20 protein-coding genes are annotated in these 21,684 nt (G+C 55.8%); 11 read left to right on the top strand and 9 right to left on the bottom strand.

All coding sequences use genetic code 11. From position 1 onward, the window contains the following. Positions 1 to 21: 21 nt before the first annotated feature. On the bottom strand, positions 22 to 783 hold the full coding sequence (locus tag FN633_RS03035) for a YciK family oxidoreductase (protein WP_154056687.1): 762 nt from the start codon (positions 781 to 783) through the stop codon (positions 22 to 24). Positions 784 to 1,032: 249 nt separating this feature from the next. On the opposite strand from FN633_RS03035, the gene sohB reads away from it, so the two are divergent. Then, positions 1,033 to 2,079 (top strand): protease SohB, encoded by a 1,047-nt coding sequence (sohB, locus tag FN633_RS03030; protein WP_154056686.1) that lies wholly within the window; start codon positions 1,033 to 1,035, stop codon positions 2,077 to 2,079. A gap of 41 nt (positions 2,080 to 2,120) precedes the next feature. Here the strand turns inward: sohB and FN633_RS03025 are convergent, their stop codons facing one another. After that, positions 2,121 to 2,372: a YciN family protein gene (locus FN633_RS03025; protein ID WP_042394314.1), complete on the bottom strand. Its 252-nt coding sequence runs from the start codon at positions 2,370 to 2,372 to the stop codon at positions 2,121 to 2,123. 399 nt (positions 2,373 to 2,771) lie between these two features. On the opposite strand from FN633_RS03025, the gene topA reads away from it, so the two are divergent. From topA to acnA, 5 genes are all read left to right on the top strand, one after another. After that, positions 2,772 to 5,369, top strand: coding sequence for a type I DNA topoisomerase (gene topA, locus FN633_RS03020; protein ID WP_154056685.1), 2,598 nt, complete (start codon positions 2,772 to 2,774; stop codon positions 5,367 to 5,369). Positions 5,370 to 5,546: 177 nt separating this feature from the next. Continuing rightward, complete coding sequence (gene cysB, locus FN633_RS03015; protein WP_042394307.1) at positions 5,547 to 6,521, top strand: HTH-type transcriptional regulator CysB; 975 nt, start codon at positions 5,547 to 5,549, stop codon at positions 6,519 to 6,521. Between the two features lie 186 nt (positions 6,522 to 6,707). Further along, positions 6,708 to 6,869, top strand: coding sequence for a YmiA family putative membrane protein (locus FN633_RS03010; protein ID WP_077776559.1), 162 nt, complete (start codon positions 6,708 to 6,710; stop codon positions 6,867 to 6,869). Positions 6,870 to 6,873: 4 nt separating this feature from the next. After that, a complete protein-coding gene (locus FN633_RS18355) occupies positions 6,874 to 7,041 on the top strand; it encodes a hypothetical protein (protein WP_208674228.1) in 168 nt (55 codons plus the stop codon). Positions 7,042 to 7,219: 178 nt separating this feature from the next. Beyond that, positions 7,220 to 9,892, top strand: coding sequence for an aconitate hydratase AcnA (acnA, locus tag FN633_RS03005; protein ID WP_154056684.1), 2,673 nt, complete (start codon positions 7,220 to 7,222; stop codon positions 9,890 to 9,892). 76 nt (positions 9,893 to 9,968) lie between these two features. Here acnA and ribA read toward each other — a convergent pair whose 3' ends face one another. Further along, positions 9,969 to 10,556 carry a GTP cyclohydrolase II gene (gene ribA / locus FN633_RS03000; RefSeq protein ID WP_042394301.1) on the bottom strand — a complete coding sequence of 196 codons (588 nt, stop codon included), beginning with the start codon at positions 10,554 to 10,556 and terminating at the stop codon, positions 9,969 to 9,971. A 197-nt stretch (positions 10,557 to 10,753) separates the two neighbouring features. Between ribA and pgpB the strand changes: the two genes are divergently transcribed. From pgpB to yciH, 5 genes are all read left to right on the top strand, one after another. Continuing rightward, complete coding sequence (gene pgpB / locus FN633_RS02995; RefSeq protein WP_154056683.1) at positions 10,754 to 11,521, top strand: phosphatidylglycerophosphatase B; 768 nt, start codon at positions 10,754 to 10,756, stop codon at positions 11,519 to 11,521. Positions 11,522 to 11,677: 156 nt separating this feature from the next. Then, positions 11,678 to 12,037: a LapA family protein gene (locus FN633_RS02990; protein ID WP_243731469.1), complete on the top strand. Its 360-nt coding sequence runs from the start codon at positions 11,678 to 11,680 to the stop codon at positions 12,035 to 12,037. Between the two features lie 6 nt (positions 12,038 to 12,043). Beyond that, complete coding sequence (gene lapB, locus FN633_RS02985) at positions 12,044 to 13,213, top strand: lipopolysaccharide assembly protein LapB (RefSeq protein ID WP_154056682.1); 1,170 nt, start codon at positions 12,044 to 12,046, stop codon at positions 13,211 to 13,213. A 181-nt stretch (positions 13,214 to 13,394) separates the two neighbouring features. Further along, the gene (gene pyrF, locus FN633_RS02980) at positions 13,395 to 14,132 is read left to right on the top strand and encodes an orotidine-5'-phosphate decarboxylase (protein WP_154056681.1); all 738 of its coding nucleotides are present in this window, start codon (positions 13,395 to 13,397) and stop codon (positions 14,130 to 14,132) included. Continuing rightward, complete coding sequence (yciH, locus tag FN633_RS02975) at positions 14,132 to 14,458, top strand: stress response translation initiation inhibitor YciH (RefSeq protein WP_154056680.1); 327 nt, start codon at positions 14,132 to 14,134, stop codon at positions 14,456 to 14,458. Before pyrF ends, yciH begins: the two co-directional genes overlap by 1 nt. A 131-nt stretch (positions 14,459 to 14,589) precedes the next feature. On the opposite strand, the gene osmB is transcribed toward yciH, so the two are convergent. The 6 genes from osmB to FN633_RS02945 all read right to left on the bottom strand — a co-directional run bounded on the left by osmB (position 14,590) and on the right by FN633_RS02945 (position 21,526). Next, positions 14,590 to 14,805 carry an osmotically-inducible lipoprotein OsmB gene (gene osmB / locus FN633_RS02970; RefSeq protein WP_042394288.1) on the bottom strand — a complete coding sequence of 72 codons (216 nt, stop codon included), beginning with the start codon at positions 14,803 to 14,805 and terminating at the stop codon, positions 14,590 to 14,592. Between the two features lie 273 nt (positions 14,806 to 15,078). Next, entirely contained in the window at positions 15,079 to 15,837 is a 759-nt protein-coding gene (gene yciT / locus FN633_RS02965; protein WP_154056679.1) for a DNA-binding transcriptional regulator YciT, read from the bottom strand. A gap of 5 nt (positions 15,838 to 15,842) precedes the next feature. After that, a complete protein-coding gene (locus FN633_RS02960; RefSeq protein ID WP_154056678.1) occupies positions 15,843 to 16,025 on the bottom strand; it encodes a YciZ family protein in 183 nt (60 codons plus the stop codon). Between the two features lie 115 nt (positions 16,026 to 16,140). Then, positions 16,141 to 18,132 (bottom strand): cyclic di-GMP phosphodiesterase, encoded by a 1,992-nt coding sequence (gene pdeR, locus FN633_RS02955; protein WP_154056677.1) that lies wholly within the window; start codon positions 18,130 to 18,132, stop codon positions 16,141 to 16,143. Positions 18,133 to 18,358: 226 nt separating this feature from the next. Further along, positions 18,359 to 20,293, bottom strand: a complete 1,935-nt coding sequence (locus FN633_RS02950) for an exoribonuclease II (RefSeq protein ID WP_154056676.1) — start codon at positions 20,291 to 20,293, stop codon at positions 18,359 to 18,361. A 78-nt stretch (positions 20,294 to 20,371) separates the two neighbouring features. Next, positions 20,372 to 21,526: a CMD domain-containing protein gene (locus FN633_RS02945; RefSeq protein WP_154056675.1), complete on the bottom strand. Its 1,155-nt coding sequence runs from the start codon at positions 21,524 to 21,526 to the stop codon at positions 20,372 to 20,374. Positions 21,527 to 21,684: the final 158 nt, after the last annotated feature.

Genomic DNA, 21,684 nt, shown 5'->3' with positions numbered 1-21,684 from the left:
GCCCTTTAGGGCAGTGAACAGTCAATGTGCTATCCCCGGTTTGCGTCCAGGCTGAGCATCAAAACTCATGCCGGTTTTGCGACGGCTGTCATCACCCATCAGCCATAGGTAGAGCGGCATGATATCAGCCGGGGTCTTTAATTTTTGTGGATCTTCCGACGGAAACGCGCTGGCACGCATTTTTGTTCGCGTACCGCCGGGGTTGATGCAGTTAACCCGCAGGTGCTTGCTCTGATACTCCTCGGCCAGCACCTGCATCATGCCTTCGGTGGCAAATTTAGACACCGCGTAGGCCCCCCAGCTGGCGCGGCCCTGACGCCCTACGCTTGAGGAGGTGAACACCAGCGAGCCGGCCTCTGACTTGAGTAATAAAGGAAGAAGTGCCTGAGTCAAATAGAAGGTCGCGTTGACGTTGATCTGCATCACCTGCTCCCAGACCTCCGGCTTCTGCTGATCCATCGGGCAGATATCCCCCAGCATGCCCGCGTTATGCAGGACGCCATCAAGGCGGGGAACGGCGACATCAATCTGTGCCGCCAGCTGCTGACATTCCTGTGGCGTGCAGGTGGCGAGATCCAGCGTATACCAGCGGGCGGTTTTGCCGCCGAGCTGCTCAATGCGCTGGGCCACGCCGCGCAGCTTCTCATCACTCCTGCCGAGCAGGATCACTTTTGCGCCGTAGCGGGCATAGGTCAGGGCGGCCTCCTCGCCAATCCCGTCGCTGGCACCGGTCACCAGAATAATGCGGTTCTCTAATAAATCTCGTTTTGGCTGGTAGTGCACGGTTTCTCCTTTGCGCTCTCGTTCATCCAGGCGACATTTCACAGGATCGGGTCTTGTGGGCTTTATGCCTTAATCCGCCGCGTAATTCAATCGTCAAGCTCCTGCATTGCTGCTTTGAACCTTTTCAAGTTCTTACAGAGCAAAAAAATCAGCAGGATGGCGTCTAACTTAGCACGACGGCAGAAGACGATGCGGGCGGGGTCATGTACACTGGCCTTTACGTTGAGTGATGTAACCAAGGTGGGACGCGTGGAATTACTATCTGAATACGGGTTGTTTTTAGCCAAGATTGTGACGGTGGTGATTGCCATCGCCGTCGTGGCGATGCTTATTGTTAACCTGACGCAGCGCAAACGCCAGCGCGGGGAGCTTCGCGTCACAAACCTGAGCGAGCAGTATAAAGAGATGCAGGAGGATCTTTCGGTCTCCCTGCTCGATACGCACCGGCAGAAGCTATGGCACAAAGCGCAGAAGAAGCGTCTGAAGCAGGAGGCCAAAGAGGCAAAGGCCAGCGCGAAGCTTGGCGTACCCGCTGCCGCCACGAAAGCCCGTGCCTGGGTGCTGGATTTCAAAGGCAGTATGGATGCGCATGAGGTCAGCAGCCTGCGGGAAGAGATCACCGCCGTGCTCACCGTCGCTAAGCCTGAGGATCGTGTAGTGCTGCGTCTTGAAAGTCCTGGCGGCGTGGTTCACGGCTATGGCCTGGCATCGTCCCAGCTGCAGCGCCTGCGTGATAAAAACATTCCCCTCACCGTAGCCGTGGACAAAGTGGCTGCCAGCGGTGGGTATATGATGGCCTGCGTGGCGGACAAGATTGTCGCCGCACCCTTTGCCATTGTCGGGTCTATTGGCGTCGTGGCGCAGATCCCTAACCTGAACCGCTTCCTGAAAAGCAAAGATATCGATATTGAATTGCATACAGCTGGTCAATATAAAAGAACGCTAACCCTGCTTGGAGAGAATACCGAAGAGGGGCGGCAGAAGTTCCGTGAAAGCCTGAACGAGACCCACGATCTCTTCAAATCCTTTGTTAAGCAGATGCGTCCTTCATTAGATATTGAGTCCGTGGCTACCGGTGAACACTGGTACGGCGTACAGGCGCAGGAAAAGGGGTTGGTGGATGAGGTAGGCACCAGCGACGAGCTGCTGCTTGGCCTGATCAAGGAGTTCGAGGTGATCGGCATTCGCTACACCCGCCGCAAGAAATTAATGGATCGCTTTACCAGCAGCGCGGCGGAGAGCGCCGACCGGCTGCTGCTACGCTGGTGGCAGCGCAGTGAAAAGCCGCTGCTGTAAACGGCGATAATAGAGGAGCGAGGCGCAATGCCTCGCTCTGTTTATTCTGCCAGCGTATATTTCTCAGATAGTACGTGGGCAAGATGTTTGAACATGTTAAACACCGCCGTACTCTTCGCTGTGGGCAGGCCCTGCTCATCAAGAAAATAGTCGCCGCTGAAGATCAGAATGCCGTTACGTTCGGTGACGTTGGTGGCTTCGATGCCCTGCACATAATCCTCATGCTCGCGGATGATCTCATTCGCTTTCGCCAGCAGTGACTGACGATCGATCGGTAGAACTGACTCTTGCATAGTTACCTCCATAAACGTTGTCGATATTCTACGTCCAGGGGGACAAATGGGGCAAATTTTCCCTGTTATCAAGAGGGCTTTTACCCCATCCCGCCGTTGGCGCGATCCGTTTTTGCATGCTAATAAAGTTGCGTAACAAATTTTATCAGGTAGAGTGTGCGCTTTCGTCAATCTGGCAACAGATTTGCTTGACATTCGACCTTAAGTTCGTCGTTCTCATCCCACCAGACGCGGAAAAACCTGTTAACTCAGTCACCTGGAAGTCTTAATTTCAGCGTCTGGTTATGAAAAGGGGTTGATATCCCGTGACGTCGCCGCTATATCTGAGGCACGTCGCCAGGGGATGGTGAGTCAACGTGCGGCGTATTCCTGGAAGAATCAAATTAGGTAAAGGTGAATATGGGTAAAGCTCTCGTTATCGTTGAGTCCCCGGCAAAAGCCAAAACGATCAATAAGTATCTGGGTAGTGACTACGTGGTGAAATCCAGCGTCGGTCATATCCGCGATTTGCCGACCAGTGGCTCAGCCGCCAAAAAGAGCGCTGACTCTGCCTCCACCAAAACGGCTAAAAAGCCTAAAAAGGATGAACGTGGCGCGCTGGTCAATCGTATGGGCGTCGACCCATGGCACGACTGGGATGCGCGCTATGAAGTGCTCCCCGGCAAAGAGAAAGTGGTCTCTGAGCTGAAGTCGCTGGCCGAAAAAGCCGATCATATCTATCTCGCAACCGACCTTGACCGCGAAGGAGAAGCCATTGCCTGGCACCTGCGGGAAGTGATCGGGGGCGATGAGACGCGCTACAGCCGCGTCGTCTTTAACGAAATTACCAAAAATGCGATCCGCCAGGCGTTCGAAAAGCCGGGCGAACTGAACATTGACCGGGTAAATGCCCAGCAGGCGCGTCGCTTTATGGACCGCGTTGTGGGCTACATGGTCTCGCCGCTGCTATGGAAAAAGATCGCCCGCGGTCTCTCTGCCGGTCGCGTGCAGTCCGTTGCCGTGCGGCTGGTGGTCGAGCGCGAGCGTGAAATCAAAGCCTTCGTGCCGGAAGAGTTTTGGGAAGTAGACGCCAACGTGGCGACGCCAGCCGGTGACTCGCTGGCGCTGCAGGTCACGCACCAGCAGGACAAGCCGTTCCGTCCGGTTAACCGCGAGCAGACCATGTCGGCGGTTAGCCTGCTGGAGAAGGCCCGCTATACCGTAGCCGATCGGGAAGATAAGCCGACCAGCAGCAAGCCGGGCGCGCCGTTCATCACCTCGACGCTGCAGCAGGCGGCCAGCACCCGTCTCGGATTCGGCGTGAAGAAAACCATGATGATGGCCCAGCGTCTGTACGAAGCGGGACACATTACCTATATGCGTACTGACTCAACTAACCTGAGCCAGGACGCGGTGAGCATGGCCCGCAGCTATATCACCGATAACTTCGGCAAGAAATACCTGCCGGAGAGCCCGATTCAGTACTCCAACAAAGAGAACTCGCAGGAAGCGCACGAAGCGATTCGCCCTTCTGACGTGGCGGTCTTGGCGGAGTCGCTGAAGGATATGGAAAACGACGCGCAGAAGCTCTACCAGCTGATCTGGCGTCAGTTCGTTGCCTGCCAGATGACGCCAGCCCAGTACGACTCCACGACGCTGACTGTGGAAGCGAGCGAGTTCCGCCTCAAGGCGCGCGGTCGCACGCTGCGTTTTGACGGCTGGACCAAAGTGATGCCTGCGCTGCGTAAAAACGATGAAGATCGCACCCTGCCGCCGGTCAACAAAGGCGACGTGGTGTCGCTGATCGAGCTGACCCCGGCCCAGCACTTTACCAAACCGCCTGCGCGCTTCAGCGAAGCCTCGCTGGTCAAAGAGCTGGAAAAACGCGGCATTGGTCGCCCGTCTACCTATGCGTCGATCATTTCGACCATCCAGGATCGCGGCTACGTCCGGGTGGAAAACCGTCGCTTCTATGCTGAGAAGATGGGGGAGATCGTCACCGATCGTCTGGAAGAGAACTTCCGCGAGCTGATGAACTACGACTTCACCGCCCAGATGGAAAACAGCCTTGACCAGGTGGCGAACCACGAAACAGAATGGAAAGGCGTGCTGGATAACTTCTTTAGCGACTTTACCAAGCAGCTAGAGAAGGCCGAGCAGGATCCGGAGGAGGGCGGTATGCGCCCGAACCAGATGGTGCTGACCAGCATTGACTGCCCGACCTGCGGACGGAAAATGGGGATCCGCACGGCGAGCACCGGTGTTTTCCTCGGCTGTTCTGGCTACGCACTGCCACCGAAAGAGCGCTGCAAAACCACCATCAACCTGGTGCCAGAGAACGAAGTTCTCAACGTGCTGGAGGGTGACGATGCCGAAACCAACGCCCTGCGTGCGAAACGCCGCTGCGTGAAGTGCGGCACGGCGATGGACAGCTACCTGATCGATCCGAAACGCAAGCTGCACGTGTGCGGTAATAACCCCACCTGCGACGGCTACGAGATCGAAGAGGGCGAGTTCCGCATTAAAGGTTACGACGGCCCGATCGTCGAGTGCGAGAAGTGTGGTTCTGAAATGCACCTGAAAATGGGGCGCTTCGGCAAGTACATGGCCTGCACCAACGACGACTGTAAAAACACGCGTAAGATCCTGCGTAGCGGTGAAGTTGCACCGCCGAAGGAAGATCCGGTTCCGCTGCCGGAGCTGCCGTGCGAGAAGTCAGATGCCTACTTCGTGCTGCGCGATGGGGCAGCGGGCGTCTTCCTGGCGGCTAACACCTTCCCGAAATCGCGCGAAACTCGTGCGCCGCTGGTCGAAGAGCTGTACCGCTTCCGCGATCGCCTGCCGGAGAAGCTGCGCTATCTGGCCGATGCGCCGCAGCAGGATCCTGCTGGCAATAAGACCATGGTCCGCTTTAGCCGCAAGACCAAGCAGCAGTACGTTGCCTCCGAGAAAGAGGGGAAAGCCACCGGCTGGTCCGCTTTCTTTATTGATGGCAAATGGGTAGAAGCGAAGAAATAAGCCCGCTGTTGTCTCCTTAAAGGGCCGGTTATCCGGCCCTTTCTTATAACAACATTATTATTTTTTTTTCATATCTATACACTGTAGATATAAATGATATAGTGGTTATAGCTAATTCCTCTCTTATTATTAAATCGTCTTAGACGATGCCGTGTGCGCAAAATCGGATGGTCCGTCATGAAACTACAGCAGCTTCGCTATATTGTTGAGGTGGTCAACCATAACCTTAACGTCTCATCTACTGCCGAAGGGCTCTATACCTCCCAGCCCGGGATCAGTAAGCAGGTACGTATGCTGGAGGACGAACTGGGGATCCAGATTTTTGCCCGCAGCGGTAAGCATCTTACTCAGGTCACCCCTGCCGGGCAGGAGATCATCCGCATCGCCCGCGAGGTGCTCTCCAAGGTAGAGGCGATAAAATCGGTTGCTGGCGAGCACACCTGGCCGGATAAGGGATCGCTGTACGTGGCGACCACCCATACCCAGGCCCGCTACGCGCTGCCTAACGTGATCAAAGGCTTTATTGAGCGCTACCCGCGCGTATCCCTGCATATGCATCAGGGTTCGCCAACCCAGATTGCCGAAGCGGTATCTAAGGGCAACGCGGACTTTGCCATTGCCACCGAAGCGCTGCATCTCTATGACGACCTGGTGATGCTGCCGTGCTACCACTGGAACCGCTCTATCGTAGTGACGCCGGATCACCCGCTGGCGGGCAAGCAGTCGGTAAGCATTGAAGAGCTGGCCCAATATCCGCTGGTGACCTACACCTTTGGCTTTACCGGCCGCTCTGAGCTGGACACCGCGTTTAACCGTGCTGGCCTGACGCCGCGCATTGTTTTTACCGCTACCGATGCCGACGTGATCAAAACCTATGTCCGTCTTGGACTGGGGGTAGGAGTGATTGCCAGCATGGCGGTGGATCCTATCTCCGACCCTGATCTGGTCAAGCTGGATGCGCAAGGCGTATTCAGCCACAGCACCACCAAAATCGGTTTCCGTCGCAGCACCTTCTTACGCAGCTACATGTATGACTTTATCCAGCGCTTCGCTCCGCATCTTACCCGTGACGTTGTCGATACCGCCGTCGCATTGCGTTCGAACGAGGATATTGAAGCCATGTTCCACGATATAAAGCTGCCGGAAAAATAACAGAAGGGCGACAAAAGTAGTCGCTAAGGTAGCGCAGCGCAAATTACCTTCTACAATTCTCTCTTCGCGATCATAACATCGAATATTTCACTCGAAATGATTCGTAAATTCGCTGGATTTTAGGCTAAAGTTTCTTTAGGATTTGTCCTATGTGATGATTACTTAAACCTATTGTTCGGTGTCAATATGATAAGCGATGTCGATTGTGTGAGGTTAGCAATGCCAGCAGGAAGTGAAGAACCGCAAAGGGATCTCGCGCTTAAGCGTAAAGCGTGGCTAGCGGTATTTCTCGGTTCGGCTTTCTTCTGGGCGGTTGTGGCGCTGGTTATCTGGAAATTTTGGGGTTAAGCCTATGGCAATTACCGAGCGGTTAAATCCGGTTCAGGACCGCTGCCGGTCCCCTAAACATCCTCACGTAAGCGAGAGCCAGACGACGGTGCAAATCCCGGCGGGCTGGCAGCTTACGGCGGCGCAGAAGGCGTTTATTGACTCTTTTGCTGACGATAAAGCCAAAAAGTAACTGTCATCCTCTCTACTTGAAACCTCGCTCCGGCGGGGTTTTTTGCATTCTGATAGCCTGAAAAAGACGCGATTTAGCGATTTGGGTTGTTATCAAAACGTTACGGCATGTTTGTGTTATCTTTAATACAGACCCTGATACCAGTCAGGGTATCGATACTCTGTATTAGGAGGAGCTTATGTCGTCTACCCTACGCGAAGCCAGTAAGGATACATTGCAGGCAGAGAACAAGACCTGGCACTATTACAGCCTGCCGCTGGCCGCAAAGGCACTTGGGGATATTTCCCGCTTACCCAAGTCACTCAAAGTACTGCTAGAAAACCTCCTGCGCTGGCAGGATGAGGATTCCGTCACCGAAGAGGATATTCGTGCGTTAGCCGGATGGCTACAATCTGCCCACGCCGACCGTGAGATTGCCTACCGCCCGGCAAGGGTGCTGATGCAGGACTTCACCGGCGTGCCTGCCGTGGTTGACCTGGCCGCCATGCGTGAAGCGGTTAAACGCCTCGGCGGCGATACCGCAAAAGTCAATCCGCTCTCTCCCGTCGATCTGGTGATCGACCACTCCGTTACCGTGGATCACTTTGGTGACGATGACGCCTTTGAAGAGAACGTCCGTCTGGAGATGGAGCGCAACCATGAGCGCTATCAATTTCTGCGCTGGGGCCAGCAGGCATTCAGCCGCTTCAGCGTCGTACCGCCGGGAACCGGGATCTGCCATCAGGTCAATCTCGAATATCTCGGGAAAGCGGTCTGGAGCGAACTGCAGGATAAAGAGTGGGTCGCCTATCCGGACACGCTGGTGGGCACCGACTCGCACACCACCATGATCAACGGCCTTGGCGTGCTAGGCTGGGGCGTCGGCGGCATTGAGGCCGAGGCCGCGATGCTCGGCCAGCCGGTATCGATGCTGATCCCTGACGTAGTTGGCTTTAAGCTGACCGGCAAACTTAACGAAGGCATTACCGCTACCGACCTGGTGCTGACCGTGACCCAGATGCTGCGTAAGCACGGCGTGGTGGGTAAATTCGTTGAATTTTACGGCGACGGTCTCGATCACCTTCCACTGGCGGATCGCGCGACAATCGCTAACATGGCGCCGGAATATGGCGCGACCTGCGGCTTTTTCCCTATCGATGACGTTACGCTCAACTATATGCGTCTCAGCGGCCGCAGCGAAGAGCAGGTGGCGCTGGTGGAGTCCTACACCAAGGCGCAAGGGATGTGGCGTAACTCCGGCGATGAGCCGGTCTTTACCAGCACCCTCGAACTCAATATGGCTGAGGTAGAGGCCAGCGTGGCCGGGCCGAAACGTCCCCAGGATCGTGTACCTCTCAGCGACGTGCCGAAGGCGTTTACCGCCAGCTCAGAGCTTGAGCTTAACCACGCCCAGAAAGATCGCCAGGCAGTCGAGTATTCGATGAACGGGCGTCAATATGAGCTGCCTGAGGGCGCGGTAGTTATCGCGGCGATCACCTCCTGCACCAACACCTCTAACCCGAGCGTGCTAATGGCGGCGGGTCTGCTGGCGAAAAAAGCCGTAGAGCTGGGGCTGAAGCGTCAGCCATGGGTGAAAGCGTCGCTGGCACCCGGCTCGAAAGTGGTCTCTGACTATCTGGCTCAGGCCAGGCTTACCCCCTGGCTCGATGAGCTGGGCTTCAACCTGGTGGGCTACGGCTGTGCCACCTGTATCGGTAACTCCGGGCCGCTACCCGATCCGATCGAGCAGGCGATTAAGAAAGGCGACTTAACCGTCGGGGCGGTGCTCTCTGGTAACCGCAACTTTGAAGGTCGAATTCATCCCCTGGTGAAGACCAACTGGCTGGCGTCGCCGCCGCTGGTGGTAGCCTACGCCCTCGCGGGGAACATGAATATTAACCTGGCCACCGATCCTCTCGGCCATGACAGAAAAGGCGATCCGATCTATCTGAAGGATATCTGGCCGTCGGGCGATGAGATCGCGCGCGCCGTTGAGCATGTTTCAACCGACATGTTCCGCAAAGAGTACGCCGAAGTGTTTGAAGGTTCGGATGAGTGGAAGTCTATTGAAGTCGACCACTCTGATACCTATAACTGGCAGAATGACTCGACCTACATCCGTCTGTCACCCTTCTTTGACGAGATGCTGGCGACGCCGAAGCAGGTGGAAGATATTCACGGAGCGCGGATCCTGGCGATGCTGGGTGACTCAGTGACGACCGACCACATCTCGCCGGCGGGCAGCATCAAACCGGACAGCCCGGCCGGGCGTTACCTGCAAAGCCACGGGGTCGAGCGTGGGGATTTCAACTCCTACGGCTCCCGCCGGGGGAACCATGAAGTGATGATGCGCGGCACCTTCGCCAACATCCGTATTCGTAACGAAATGGTTCCCGGCATTGAGGGCGGGATGACGCGGCATCTGCCGGGCAGCGAAGTCATCTCTATCTATGACGCGGCCATGCGCTACCAGAAAGAGGGGACGCCGCTGGCGGTCGTTGCCGGTAAAGAGTACGGATCAGGCTCCAGCCGTGACTGGGCTGCCAAGGGGCCACGTCTGCTGGGCATCCGCGTCGTCATTGCCGAGTCGTTCGAGCGTATTCACCGTTCGAATTTGATTGGTATGGGGATCCTGCCGCTGGAGTTTCCGCAGGGCGTGACGCGTAAAACGCTGGGGCTGACGGGCGAGGAGAAGATTGACGTTGATAATCTGACCCAGCTCAAGCCAGGCGCGACTATTCCAGTGCGGTTGACGCGGGTTGATGGAAGTCAGGAGACCATTGACTGCCGCTGCCGTATCGACACCGGTACTGAGCTTACTTACTACCAGAATGACGGGATCCTGCACTACGTGATCCGCAATATGCTGTAAATCAACCATGCCCGGCTTACAGAGTTTTGTAGGCCGGGTAAGGCGTATGCCGCCACCCGGCGCTTTCTCGCACCAATCAACCCAGCAGATGACCCATTTTGGCCGCCTTGGTATCAAGGTAGTGCTCATTATTGGGGTTACGTCCGACGATCAGCGCCACGCGTTCAACGATGTTAATCCCGGCCTCGGTAAGGATCTCGACCTTGCGCGGGTTATTGGTTAACAGTCGCACCTCATCCACGCCCAGCAGCTTGAACATGTCCGCGCACAGCGTAAAGTCACGCTCGTCGGCGGCAAAGCCCAGCTGATGGTTGGCCTCAACGGTATCATAGCCCTGGTCCTGTAGCGCATAGGCGCGAATTTTATTCAGAAGGCCAATGTTGCGCCCCTCCTGACGATGATAAAGAAGGATCCCGCGTCCCTCTTCAGCGATGTGGGAGAGGGCGGCTTCAAGCTGAAAACCGCAGTCGCAGCGCAGGCTGAACAGGGCGTCGCCGGTCAAACACTCCGAATGGACGCGAGCGAGCACTGGCGTCTGGCCGGAAATATCGCCATAGACCAGAGCAACGTGATCCTGTCCGGTTGCCAGTTCTTCAAATCCCACCATCAGGAAGTCGCCCCAGGGGGTTGGCAGTTTGGCTTCTGCCACACGTTTAAGCTGCATGTGATTCTCCAGATTAAGCTGGCACTTTCTGTGCCCGTAGCCTTCAGGCTTTCTGTCTGTCCCTATTTTGCCACAAGGCGCGCTACTTCACTAATCGCCACCGTGGCTTACAAAGATTAAACGCACAAATCCGTCAAATCTGCCGAACTTGTTATTTTTCAGTTATTATTGTGTCACTTAATTGAAAGGGAAAGAAAATGCTCTCAATCGCAAGACGGATCGCCGCCGGAACGGGACTTCTGCTGATCATGCCACTGCTGGTATTGCTCTTCGGCTGGCATTGGCAGCCTGGAGGCCACAGCGGCTGGCTTAAAATGCTCTACTGGATCACCGAAACGGTCACCCAGCCCTGGGGCATCATTACCCACGTCGTGTTATGCGGCTGGTTCCTGTGGTGTTTACGCTTTCGCCTGAAGGCGGCGCTGACGCTGTTTGCCATTCTTGGCGTGGCGATCGTGATTGGCCAGGGGGTCAAATCCTGGGTTAAAACGGTTGCTCAGGAGCCACGTCCGTTTGTGGTCTGGCTCGAAAAAACTCACCAAATTCCGGTAGATGAGTTCTACACTTTAAAACGTAAGGAGCGCGGTGCCCTGGTGGAGAAGCAGCTTACCGAGCAGGACAACGTGCCGGAGTTTTTACGCAAGCACTGGCAGAAAGAGACCGGCTTTGCCTTCCCCTCCGGCCACACGATGTTTGCCGCCAGCTGGGCGCTGCTGGCTGTGGGTCTGTTATGGCCCCGTCGCCGTACGCTCACTATCGTTGTGCTGATGGTGTGGGCCGTACTGGTAATGGGCAGCCGTATGCTGTTGGGCATGCACTGGCCGCAGGATCTGGCGGTAGCGACGCTCATCTCCGGTATTCTGGTCACCCTGGCGACCTGGCTTGCACAGCGTCTCTGTGGGCCACTGACGCCGCCGGTGAAAGAAGATATCGAGATAGCCCAGCGTGAAGAGAAAAATGAGTAAGGCCGTCTAAGCGTTGAATTTCTGCTTTTTGGCCTTACATCATCTGGATGTCACGGTTTTCCATTTCGTCCGCTGCGCGAAAATGGTAGTTTATAAGGCTGGATGCAGCAGGTTGAACAGAATTTATTCGCCCTAAGCCACATAACGGGAAGTAATGTGAAATATCTACTCATTTTCTTACTGGTGTTAGCAATTTTTGTCGTTTCCGTCACTCTGGGTGCGCAAAACGATCAGCAGGTGACCTTCAATTACCTGTTGGCGCAGGGAGAGTATCGTATCTCTACGCTGCTGGCGGTTCTGTTCGCCGCAGGCTTTGCTATCGGCTGGCTGATCTGCGGTCTCTTCTGGCTGCGCGTGCGGGTCTCTCTGGCGCGGGCAGAGCGTAAGATTAAGCGTCTTGAACAGCAAATTGCCCCTGCACCGACGGCTCCTGCAACGGCTGTGCCTACAACCACTGCGCCTGCTACCAATAGCGTTCCGGTAACGACCGCAACGACGCCGGTCGTCAAGGAATAACAGGTTATGCTGGAGCTGTTGTTTCTGCTGTTACCCGTGGCAGCCGCCTACGGCTGGTACATGGGACGCAGAAGTGCGCAACAAACAAAACAGGATGAGGCCAACCGGCTGTCGCGTGACTACGTGGCCGGTGTCAACTTCTTGCTGAGTAACCAACAGGACAAGGCGGTAGACCTGTTCCTCGACATGCTTAAAGAGGATACCGGCACCGTTGAGGCGCATCTCACCCTGGGGAACCTGTTTCGCTCCCGGGGCGAGGTGGATCGCGCTATCCGCATCCATCAGACCCTGATGGAGAGCGCCTCGCTCTCCTATGACCAGCGTCTGCTGGCGGTTCAGCAGCTGGGCCGCGACTATATGGCTGCGGGCATGTACGATCGCGCCGAAGATATGTTTAATCAGCTGGTGGACGAAACCGATTTTCGCATCGGGGCGTTACAGCAGCTTCTGCAGATCTATCAGGCCACCAGCGAGTGGCAGAAGGCGATCGACGTTGCCGAGCGTCTGGTCAAGCTCGGTAAGGATAAACAGCGCGGCGAAATTGCCCATTTTTACTGCGAGCTTGCGTTGCAGCAGATGGGTAATGACGATATGGACCGTGCGATGGCGCTGCTGAAGAAAGGCGCAGCGGCCGATCGCACCAGCCCCCGCGTCTCCATCATGATTGGCCGCGTGCTGATCGCTAAAGGCGATTACGCCAGGGCGATGGAGAGTCTGCTGCGGGTGATTGACCAGGATAAAGAGCTGGTGAGCGAAACCCTGGAGATGTTGCAGACCTGCTACCTCCAGCTCGGAAAAAACGACGAGTGGGCAGAGTTCCTTACCCGCTGCGTTGAGGAGAACGTAGGCGCGACCGCCGATCTGATGCTGGCAGAGATTATCGATCAGCGTGAAGGGCAGGATCAGGCCCAGGTAACCGTCACTCGTCAGCTCCAGCGTCACCCAACGATGCGCGTGTTCCATAAGCTGATGGATTACCACCTGCACGACGCCGAAGAGGGGCGGGCGAAAGAGAGCCTGATGGCGCTGCGTGACATGGTCGGGGAGCAGATCCGCAGCAAGCCACGCTACCGCTGTCAGAAGTGTGGTTTTACCGCTTTCACGATGTACTGGCACTGTCCTTCATGTCGGGCCTGGTCAACGGTGAAGCCGATTCGCGGTCTCGACGGCCAGTAATTTAAAAAAAAGTCTCATTTTAGTTACAACATACTACAATAGACTCACTCTTTAGGCTGCACCGTGCCGAATCAGCCAGCCAGCAAAAAATACACCCTGTCAATTTCCTCCTCCCGCAGTTAGAATGCTGCCCGTTTATCCTTTTGCGCCCGCGCGTGCTCATCAATAAGAAGGTCTGGTCATGACGTCTACTGCTTCATCTTCTTCTACATCTCTGTGCCACTCTCCCGTTGTGGTTGCTCTCGACTACGCCAGTCGCGATCTGGCCCTCGCATTTGTCGATCGCATCGCTCCCAGCGACTGCCGCCTGAAGGTAGGCAAAGAGATGTTTACCCGTTTTGGGCCGCAGTTCGTGCGCGAGCTTCATCAGCGCGGCTTCGACGTGTTTCTCGATCTGAAGTTTCATGATATTCCCAATACCGCAGCCCATGCGGTCGCCGCTGCGGCCGATCTTGGTGTCTGGATGGTCAACGTTCACGCCTCCGGTGGAGCACGTATGATGAGCGCTGCCCGCGAGGCGCTGGTGCCGTTTGGTAAGGACGCACCGCTGCTTATTGCCGTGACGGTTTTGACCAGCATGGAGGCCAGCGATCTGCGCGATCTGGGCATCACCAGCACGCCTGCCGAGCACGCCGAGCGCCTGGCGCGCCTGACCAAGCAGTGTGGCCTGGATGGGGTTGTGTGCTCTGCACAGGAAGCGGTGCGCTTCAAGAGCGAGCTGGGGCACGCGTTTAGGCTGGTGACGCCGGGGATCCGTCCTGAAGGCAGCGAAGTGGGCGATCAGCGTCGGATTATGACGCCGCAGCAGGCGCTGTCGGCGGGCGTTGACTACATGGTGATTGGTCGTCCGGTCACCCAGTCTGCCAATCCTGCCCAGACCCTCAGCGAAATTAATGCGTCCCTGAAGCTGGAGGCATAATGAAGGACAGTAACAGCCGTTTAGTCTACTCCACCGAAACCGGGCGTATTGATGAGCCTAAAGCTGCCCCTGAGCGGCCAAAAGGCGATGGCATCGTGCGCATTCACAAGCAAACCAGCGGGCGTAAAGGTAAGGGTGTCTGCCTGATTACCGGCGTCGAGGGCGACGATGAGGCGTTGAATAAGCTGGCTGCCGAGCTGAAGAAGAAGTGTGGCTGTGGTGGATCGGTAAAAGAGGGCGTTATCGAAATTCAGGGCGACAAGCGCGATCTGCTTAAAACGCTGCTGGAAGCCAAAGGCATGAAGGTCAAATTGGCGGGCGGCTAACAAGTAAATAAAAAGCCACGGCGGTTGCCGTGGCCTTATAATGCGTACTGCGTTATTCAGATCTGCAAGAAAGTATTACGGCGTTATCAGAACGCGTTTTCGATCCTTGAAAGACCTGCTACGTCGTATTATTAGTCGACCTGGTGACCGATAATACCACCAACCGCTGCGCCACCCAGCGTACCCAGGGTGCTGCCATCGGTCAGAACAGAGCCACCGATCGCACCTGCACCGGCACCGATAGCGGTGTTACGGTCGCGTTTGGACCAGTTGGAACATGCGCTCAGAGACATTGCCAGTGTAACAGCCAGTACGACAGTTGCTGCTTTTTTGCTTGATAACATCATAATACTTTCTCCTGAAATTTCGATTCACGGAAAGAAATCTCTTTAAGTATAGTGCGCTTATGACACACTAAAGTCTTTTTCCGTAAATTATGTTACACAGTTGTTACTGATATCCACGCTCAACTGAAGCGAGGCGGTAGTTACATCCTGTTATATCGCTGAACATAATTTTACTTCTTGCCTGTCGAACAGACAGGTAAAAAGTCTTAATTGAATCGTCAGAAAAGTCTCATAGATGAGGGAGATAGCCCACTTTCATGGGCTAAAAAAGCGTTAGCGTGTGCGGGGAGATTTCACAATATCGACATGCACACCAGCCTGCTCCAGCTGGTGCTGGGTGGCCGCGTTAAGCTTGTCGTCGGTGATCACCCTGTTAAAAGGATGGTGCTGTCCAAGCGGGTAGGGATGAACCACCCCAAACTTTGAGCTATCGGTCAGAATAATGGCCTCACAGCCCTTTTCGAGCACGGCATTTACCACGTCGGCGCGCATCATGTCCCGGCCAGTAAAGCCGGTATCAGGCTGCCAGCCATCAATACCAATAAACGCCTTGTTGAAGTGTACCTGCGCAATATACTGTCGCGTCAGCGGTCCCACCATGCTCTCGCTTTTCTTCTGATAGATGCCGCCGAGCAGGATCACTTCGCAGGAGGTCTCTTTAAGCAGATGCGCAATATAGCTGCTCACCGTGATAATAGTGATATCTTTCTGCTCAGCGAGAGTGCGGGCCAGCAGCGCATTGCTGCTGCCGTTTTCAATAAATATCGTTTCACCGGGCTCCACCGTGGAAGCGGCAAATTCCGCCAGCTCGCGCTTCAGGGCAAAATTATTGAGCATGCGGGTTTCAACATCGTCGCTTTCCAACGGCACCGCATAGCCGTGGGTGCGGCGCAAATAGCTCTGCTTCTCCAGCGTATTCAAATCCTGGCGGATAGTCACTTCTGATACGCCGGTTGTTTTAGCCAGATCGGTCACGCTGACCCGGCCTTTATCAATCACCATCTGCAAAATAGTTTGTTGTCGGGAATTCATCGCGATTAAATTTCCCACGGCGTTTTAGGCGAATTTTGCCCCTGAGCCTGCTCGGCATCGTTCTTCGCCAGAAGCTCCGCCTTAAGAATTTCAAGATTATGAATGGCAGAGTGGTAATCACCCGCAACCAGAATATCGAGCACGGTATCGATCCGTGCTGCCAGTTGCTTTGCGTCGATGTCAGCCATCATGTCACTCCTGATTGAAAGGGTAATAAATTTAATGATGCTAAAAATAGTGTAAAAAGAGAAGGAGAAAAAAATAAATCTCAAAAAAGCATAAGCAAACGATATTAATTAATCGCTAACGCATTTTCCGCGTCTGGTAACGCTTGAACCAGCGCTCAAAGGCGGCGGCGGGCATGGGCTTAGCAAACAAAAATCCCTGTCGTTCGTTGACGCCGTTTTTTGTCAAAAACGCATCCTCTTTGACGCTCTCAACGCCTTCGGCAATGACCTGTAAATTCAGCGCCTGTGCCACGGCGACGATCGCCCGCACCAGCGACTGCGAAACCGACTGCTTGTGCACGTCGCGCACAAAGGACTGATCAAGCTTGATGGCGTCTATGGGGATACGCGCCAACTGCGACAGCGACGAGTAGCCGGTACCAAAGTCGTCGAGATGCACCTGCGCGCCAAGGGCGCTAAACTGCTCAATCACCGCCAGGGCTACCTCTTCGTTTTCAATCAGGCAGCTTTCGGTTAGCTCAACGTCAATCGGGCTGTATTCAAAATCAAGATCGCTTAGCGCCTGCCTGAGATCGTTGAGCAGGGTCTGGTCAGCTAGCTGACGTGCTGAGAGGTTCACCGCGACCCGCATGTTTAGCCCCTTGTCGCGCCATTTGGCAATCTGCTGCAGCACGTCCAGCATCACCCACCGCCCCAGCGGGACGATCAGGCCAGACTCCTCGGCATAGGAGATAAACTCCGTCGGGGCGAGAAGGCCGCGCTCCGGCGACTGCCAGCGCACCAGCGCCTCCAGACTACGGATCTCGCCGCGCCAGGTCACCTTGGGCTGGTAGTAGATCACCAGTTGATTATCATCCAGCGCTTTGCGCAGGTTAGTGTCGAGCCACAGATACTCAAAGACACGCTGGTTCATCTCTGGGGTAAAGACACAAAACTTACCGCGTCCGTTCTCTTTGGCGGTGTACATGGCGGTATCGGCATTGCGGATCACGGTCTCCCGATCTTTGCCGTGCTGGGGTGCCAGCGAAATGCCCAGCGAGCAGCCCGAGTAGACTTCAATAAGCCCGATGCGGAAAGGCTGGCGCAGCCGGGTTAAGATTCGGGATGCCATCGCCTCCAGCGCGCTCTGCGAGGTTTTGGTCGCCAGCACGATAAACTCGTCGCCACCCAGCCTTGCCAGCACCTGGCCTTCCTCCAGACAGCTTAAAATAGCCAGCGCCACCGCCTGCAACAGCTGGTCGCCAAACATATGGCCGTAGGCGTCGTTGACCTTTTTAAAATTATCGAGATCGAGATAGACGATACCTACCTGGCTATCGCCGCGTTTCGCAATGGCGTCGCTCGTCAGCTCGTTGATGGCATTGCGGTTAGGCAGACCGGTGACGGTGTCGGTATTGGCCAGCACGCGCAGACGCTCCTGGGCGCGGCGCTCTTCGGTAATATCCGTTCCGGAGCAGATAATATATATCTCATTTTTACCGCTGCCGCTGTGGACAAACTTATTGCGAAAGAGAAATAGCCGCTGTCCTTTGCGGGTTTTGACCCAGCGTTCAACTTCGTAAGCGTTACCGTTCAGGAAAAAGTTAGCGATGTTACGCCGTGACGCGACAGCTTCTCTGCGGCTCATAAATAATTTAAAAACGTTCTCGCCAATAACCTCTGTTTCGCGCAGGCCGGTATATTCCTCGCATAGCCGATTAAAGCGCTGAATATTGCCGTGGCGATCGAGAATAACTATTGCCGAGTGTGCTTCAGATACGACCTGTTCAGCAAAGGCGAGGCCTTCGACTAAATCCTGGGCTATGGATGAGGTATCATTGCAGGAGGAGGCGGTACCAGTCCACTCTGTTTTACCTGTTTTACGGCCAACCAGATGCAACGTCACCTCCCGGTCCAGGAGCGGCAGGGTGGTGGTCACGCTGGAGGTAATCACCGTCATCGCCCGGATCTGCTCGGCTTGCTCATCGTTAAGCGTTATCGTCTGGCTGGCTTCGGCATTTTCACTGGTGGCAAGGTGTAGCGTATTGCTGTCGACAGAGAGTCGCCAAAATGGGCTATTTGAGCCCAGATAGCGAAACAGCCCTTTTTGATCCAAATCCTCTTTCATGCTTCCTCCTGTCCCACTCGACGCGCTACGTTCACCCATTTAAAATCGGCGACGTTAAGATCGACAAAGCCACACGGTTAATAACGGAAAACACTGTTTTTACAGGCGATATTATAATATTTCTGCTTCAGCTAAAAACCAGAATTAGTGAATATTTATTACATGAAGGGAAGGGCAAAATGCTGTCGGCCTCGTATATCACGAGGCCGACAGGGCAGGGAGATAATTAAGCCAGCGGGCGGGCAATAACGCTGCGCGTCTCCATGCGTACTTCAGCAATAGTGACGTCAATTACATCGCTAACTTTATACACGGTTTCGCCTTTAATCGTCACCGTGCCGCTCTCCTGACTACACACCATCTCATCACGCACGGCGTGCAGGAACGGAGCCGGAATAAACGCGACTGCGCCGTTATCTACCAGACGCACACGCATACCGCCGCGGCTGATATCGATAATTTCTGCGGCAAAGCGAGTATCCGTGGCGGCTTTGTCTTTCAGGAAGCGCGCATAGAGCCAGTCACCCACGTCACGCTCCGCCATACGGTTGAGTCGGCGACGTTCGGCCATTTGCACCGTTGCATCATCCTGCGGACGAGCAATGGTTTCGTTCTTGATAATCGCTTTCAGCAGGCGATGGTTGATCATATCGCCATACTTACGGATAGGTGAGGTCCAGGTCGCGTAGGCATCCAGGCCCAGACCGAAGTGAGGGCCCGGCTCGGTGCTGATTTCAGCAAAGGACTGGAAGCGACGGATGCGGCTGTCGAGGAACCCTGACGGCTGAGCATCAAGCTCGCGGCGTAGCTTGCAGAACCCTTCGAGGGTCAGCACCTCTTCGGCGTCAACGTGCATGCCGTGCGTTTTCAGCAGCGCGGCCAGCGCTTCGCCATTCGCCGGATCGATCCCGAGGTGAATGTTGTAGATCCCGAAGCCCAGCTTAGCGCGCAGAACGCGTGCCGCACAGATGTTGGCGGCGATCATGGACTCCTCGACGATGCGGTTAGCAATGCGGCGCGGCTCGGCCACGATATCCAGCACCTCGCCTTTTTCACCCAGCACAAAGCGATAGTCCGGACGATCCTTAAACACCAGCGCATGCTGGGTACGCCACTCGCTGCGGCTCAGGCAGACGCGGTGCAGGAGGCGGATCTGGTTGGCAATCGACTCTGAGGGCGGCTGCCAGCCCGCTTTGCCTTCCAGCCAGTCTGAGACCTCGTCATAAACCAGCTTGGCTTTGGATTCGATGGTCGCCGCGAAGAAGGTAATATCCTCTTCAATAGTACCGTCAGCGGCAATGATCATGCGGCAGGCCAGCACGGGACGGATTTCCTGCGGACGCAGAGAGCAGAGGTCGTCTGAGAGCTCACGCGGCAGCATCGGGATATTGAAACCCGGTAGGTAGTTAGTGAAGGCACGTACTTTGGCGATATCGTCCAGCTTGCTGCCCTCGGCGATCCACGCGGTGGGATCGGCAATGGCGACGGTCAGCTGCAGCTTATCGTCAGCCAGCGTTTCGACAAACAGGGCATCATCCATATCTGCGGTGCTGGCGCTGTCGATAGTGACAAAGTCCAGCGCTGTCAGGTCGACACGCTCCAGGCCTTCATCCAGCATATCGGTTGCCACACCGTTCGGTGCCTCTTTCTCCAGATTATGGCGGGCAAGGGTCACCCACCACGGAACGAAGTGGTCATCACCGAAGGTAATAAATTGCGTCAGCTCGGCGTAGAAGCCGCGGTCGCCCTTCAGCGGATGGCGACGCATCTCGGCTACCGCCCAGTCGCCCTCTTTAAAATCATGCTCCACGCCGCGCATGGCCCGGCAGGGGATCGCCTCTTTCAACAACGGATGATCCGGTACAATAGAGAGACGATCGTCTTTCCTGTGTACTTTACCGACAAAGCGCGACAGAAACGGCTCGACAAGCTCTTCCGGCTCGGCGGATTCGCGATCTTTGTCACTGTGGATCACGGCGATCACGCGGTCGCCATGCATTACCTTCTTCATCTGTGGCGGCGGAATAAAATAGCTTTTCTGTCCGTCGACTTCGAGGAAGCCAAAACCTTTTTCGGTGCCTTTAACGACACCTTCCGCACGCGGCGTTTGGGAATGCAGTTGCTGTTTAAGCTGCGCTAGCAGCGGGTTGTCCTGGAACATAATTTTATATTTTCGTGGCCATAAGAGCGGCTGACAGTTTTACGCGATTCTGGGTGACGCTTCAAGCGCTGTTTCGCGCTAATGCGTGTCGCCCAGCGCGATTTTAAGACGATTCAACCAGCCGCACAGGCCGCTCCACGCCAGCAGATTCACCGCCTGCTGAGGAGAAAGCCCCTGTTCAACGAGGGGAGTAAACTGGGCGGCACTAAACCGGTCTGCCGCTCGGGTCAAAAGCTGTACGGCCTGGATAACCGCCCGCGCCTGCGGATCGGCCTGGCCCCAGCTGTTTAACGCCCGTTCGCCGCTGCGCAACGCTGCGATCGGCGCGGCGGGTAGGGCAGACGTCGCCAGAGTGTTAAAGCAGTCCAGGCTACCGTTAATCCGCGCCGTCAGCAGGGCCACCAGCTCCACCAGTGCGACATCGAGCGTGGCGCACAGATCGCTCTGTACGATCTCCCCTAGCGCGTTAAGCAGGTGGTGCTCGTGGGCCAGCACCGGCGTCAGCACCTGCAGGGCCGGCAGCGGCTGCCACTGGGCCAGCGACTCCAGCTGGGCCGGACTGGCGAAGTGTGGCTCGACGCGCTCAAGGCCTGGCGTCCAGCGGCTCTCAGGACGACTAAACGGTTCGGCGGCAGCATCCTGCTGCATCTCCATACCGGGCAGCCAGCGTACGGGCTGGCAGAGTAGCGCCTGAAACGCTGCAATGACCCGCGCCTGGAAGCCAATAAAGCCGATAATCTGATCCATCAGCACGATGTCCCAGGTCGTTAGCCCTACCTCTTCAAGCTGCTCCCGCGCCCTGGCGTCGATCACCTCGGGGGAGCTGGCGAGCTGTCTGGCGTACTGGGTGATCTGCGCCAGGCGATAGTTGCTCTCCCGGGAGGAGTCGGGACCGGGCAGCGGCGCAAGGCGGGCGGCGTAGTGATTGCACAGGCGCTGGACGCCGTAAACCTGGGCTACCGTGAGGGCCGTGCTCAGGCGATCGTAGGCGCTGAAGGTGCGCTGGCGGCTAACGCTGACGCTGCGAGGAAAGAGCCGGTCGCAGAGCGCACGGGCAGGCTCCAGCCAGCCTTGACAGGGGGCAATGACCTCTTCAGGCAGCACAAGATCCAGTAGAAAACGATCGGTGACGGTGGCGGCTTCGGGAACTAACGGTAGCGCTTGTGCCTGGCCGGTACTCGACTGGGTTTCATGATACCAGTGGCCTTTGCCGGAAAAACGGCGTTGTTCCATGGGCTTTCCTTGATCTCAAAATGGCGATCAATATCCTGGCGTAACGCTAACGAGGGGAAAAATATTGTTAGGTGATAATAAATAGCAGAAAAGCATAAACAGCGGGGGAGACCCCTCCCGAACGGGAGGGGAAAGGAACGCTTACTTGAGTTCCAGCT

This window comes from Pseudescherichia vulneris, assembly GCF_902164725.1.
Lineage (GTDB): Bacteria > Pseudomonadota > Gammaproteobacteria > Enterobacterales > Enterobacteriaceae > Pseudescherichia > Pseudescherichia vulneris.
The sequence above is the reverse complement of the archived record's forward strand: the minus strand, read 5'-3'. Positions and strand labels throughout refer to the sequence as shown.

What these genes read in the sequence shown, in the direction of transcription:
- FN633_RS03025 (WP_042394314.1), bottom strand. Translation starts at nt 2,372, where the DNA reads ATGCAAGAGTCAGTTCTACCGATCGATCGTCAGTCACTGCTGGCGAAA.
- topA (WP_154056685.1), top strand. Translation starts at nt 2,772, where the DNA reads ATGGGTAAAGCTCTCGTTATCGTTGAGTCCCCGGCAAAAGCCAAAACG.
- cysB (WP_042394307.1), top strand. Translation starts at nt 5,547, where the DNA reads ATGAAACTACAGCAGCTTCGCTATATTGTTGAGGTGGTCAACCATAAC.
- FN633_RS03010 (WP_077776559.1), top strand. Translation starts at nt 6,708, where the DNA reads ATGATAAGCGATGTCGATTGTGTGAGGTTAGCAATGCCAGCAGGAAGT.
- FN633_RS18355 (WP_208674228.1), top strand. Translation starts at nt 6,874, where the DNA reads ATGGCAATTACCGAGCGGTTAAATCCGGTTCAGGACCGCTGCCGGTCC.
- acnA (WP_154056684.1), top strand. Translation starts at nt 7,220, where the DNA reads ATGTCGTCTACCCTACGCGAAGCCAGTAAGGATACATTGCAGGCAGAG.
- ribA (WP_042394301.1), bottom strand. Translation starts at nt 10,556, where the DNA reads ATGCAGCTTAAACGTGTGGCAGAAGCCAAACTGCCAACCCCCTGGGGC.
- pgpB (WP_154056683.1), top strand. Translation starts at nt 10,754, where the DNA reads ATGCTCTCAATCGCAAGACGGATCGCCGCCGGAACGGGACTTCTGCTG.
- lapB (WP_154056682.1), top strand. Translation starts at nt 12,044, where the DNA reads ATGCTGGAGCTGTTGTTTCTGCTGTTACCCGTGGCAGCCGCCTACGGC.
- pyrF (WP_154056681.1), top strand. Translation starts at nt 13,395, where the DNA reads ATGACGTCTACTGCTTCATCTTCTTCTACATCTCTGTGCCACTCTCCC.
- yciH (WP_154056680.1), top strand. Translation starts at nt 14,132, where the DNA reads ATGAAGGACAGTAACAGCCGTTTAGTCTACTCCACCGAAACCGGGCGT.
- osmB (WP_042394288.1), bottom strand. Translation starts at nt 14,805, where the DNA reads ATGATGTTATCAAGCAAAAAAGCAGCAACTGTCGTACTGGCTGTTACA.
- yciT (WP_154056679.1), bottom strand. Translation starts at nt 15,837, where the DNA reads ATGAATTCCCGACAACAAACTATTTTGCAGATGGTGATTGATAAAGGC.
- FN633_RS02960 (WP_154056678.1), bottom strand. Translation starts at nt 16,025, where the DNA reads ATGGCTGACATCGACGCAAAGCAACTGGCAGCACGGATCGATACCGTG.
- pdeR (WP_154056677.1), bottom strand. Translation starts at nt 18,132, where the DNA reads ATGAAAGAGGATTTGGATCAAAAAGGGCTGTTTCGCTATCTGGGCTCA.
- FN633_RS02950 (WP_154056676.1), bottom strand. Translation starts at nt 20,293, where the DNA reads ATGTTCCAGGACAACCCGCTGCTAGCGCAGCTTAAACAGCAACTGCAT.
- FN633_RS02945 (WP_154056675.1), bottom strand. Translation starts at nt 21,526, where the DNA reads ATGGAACAACGCCGTTTTTCCGGCAAAGGCCACTGGTATCATGAAACC.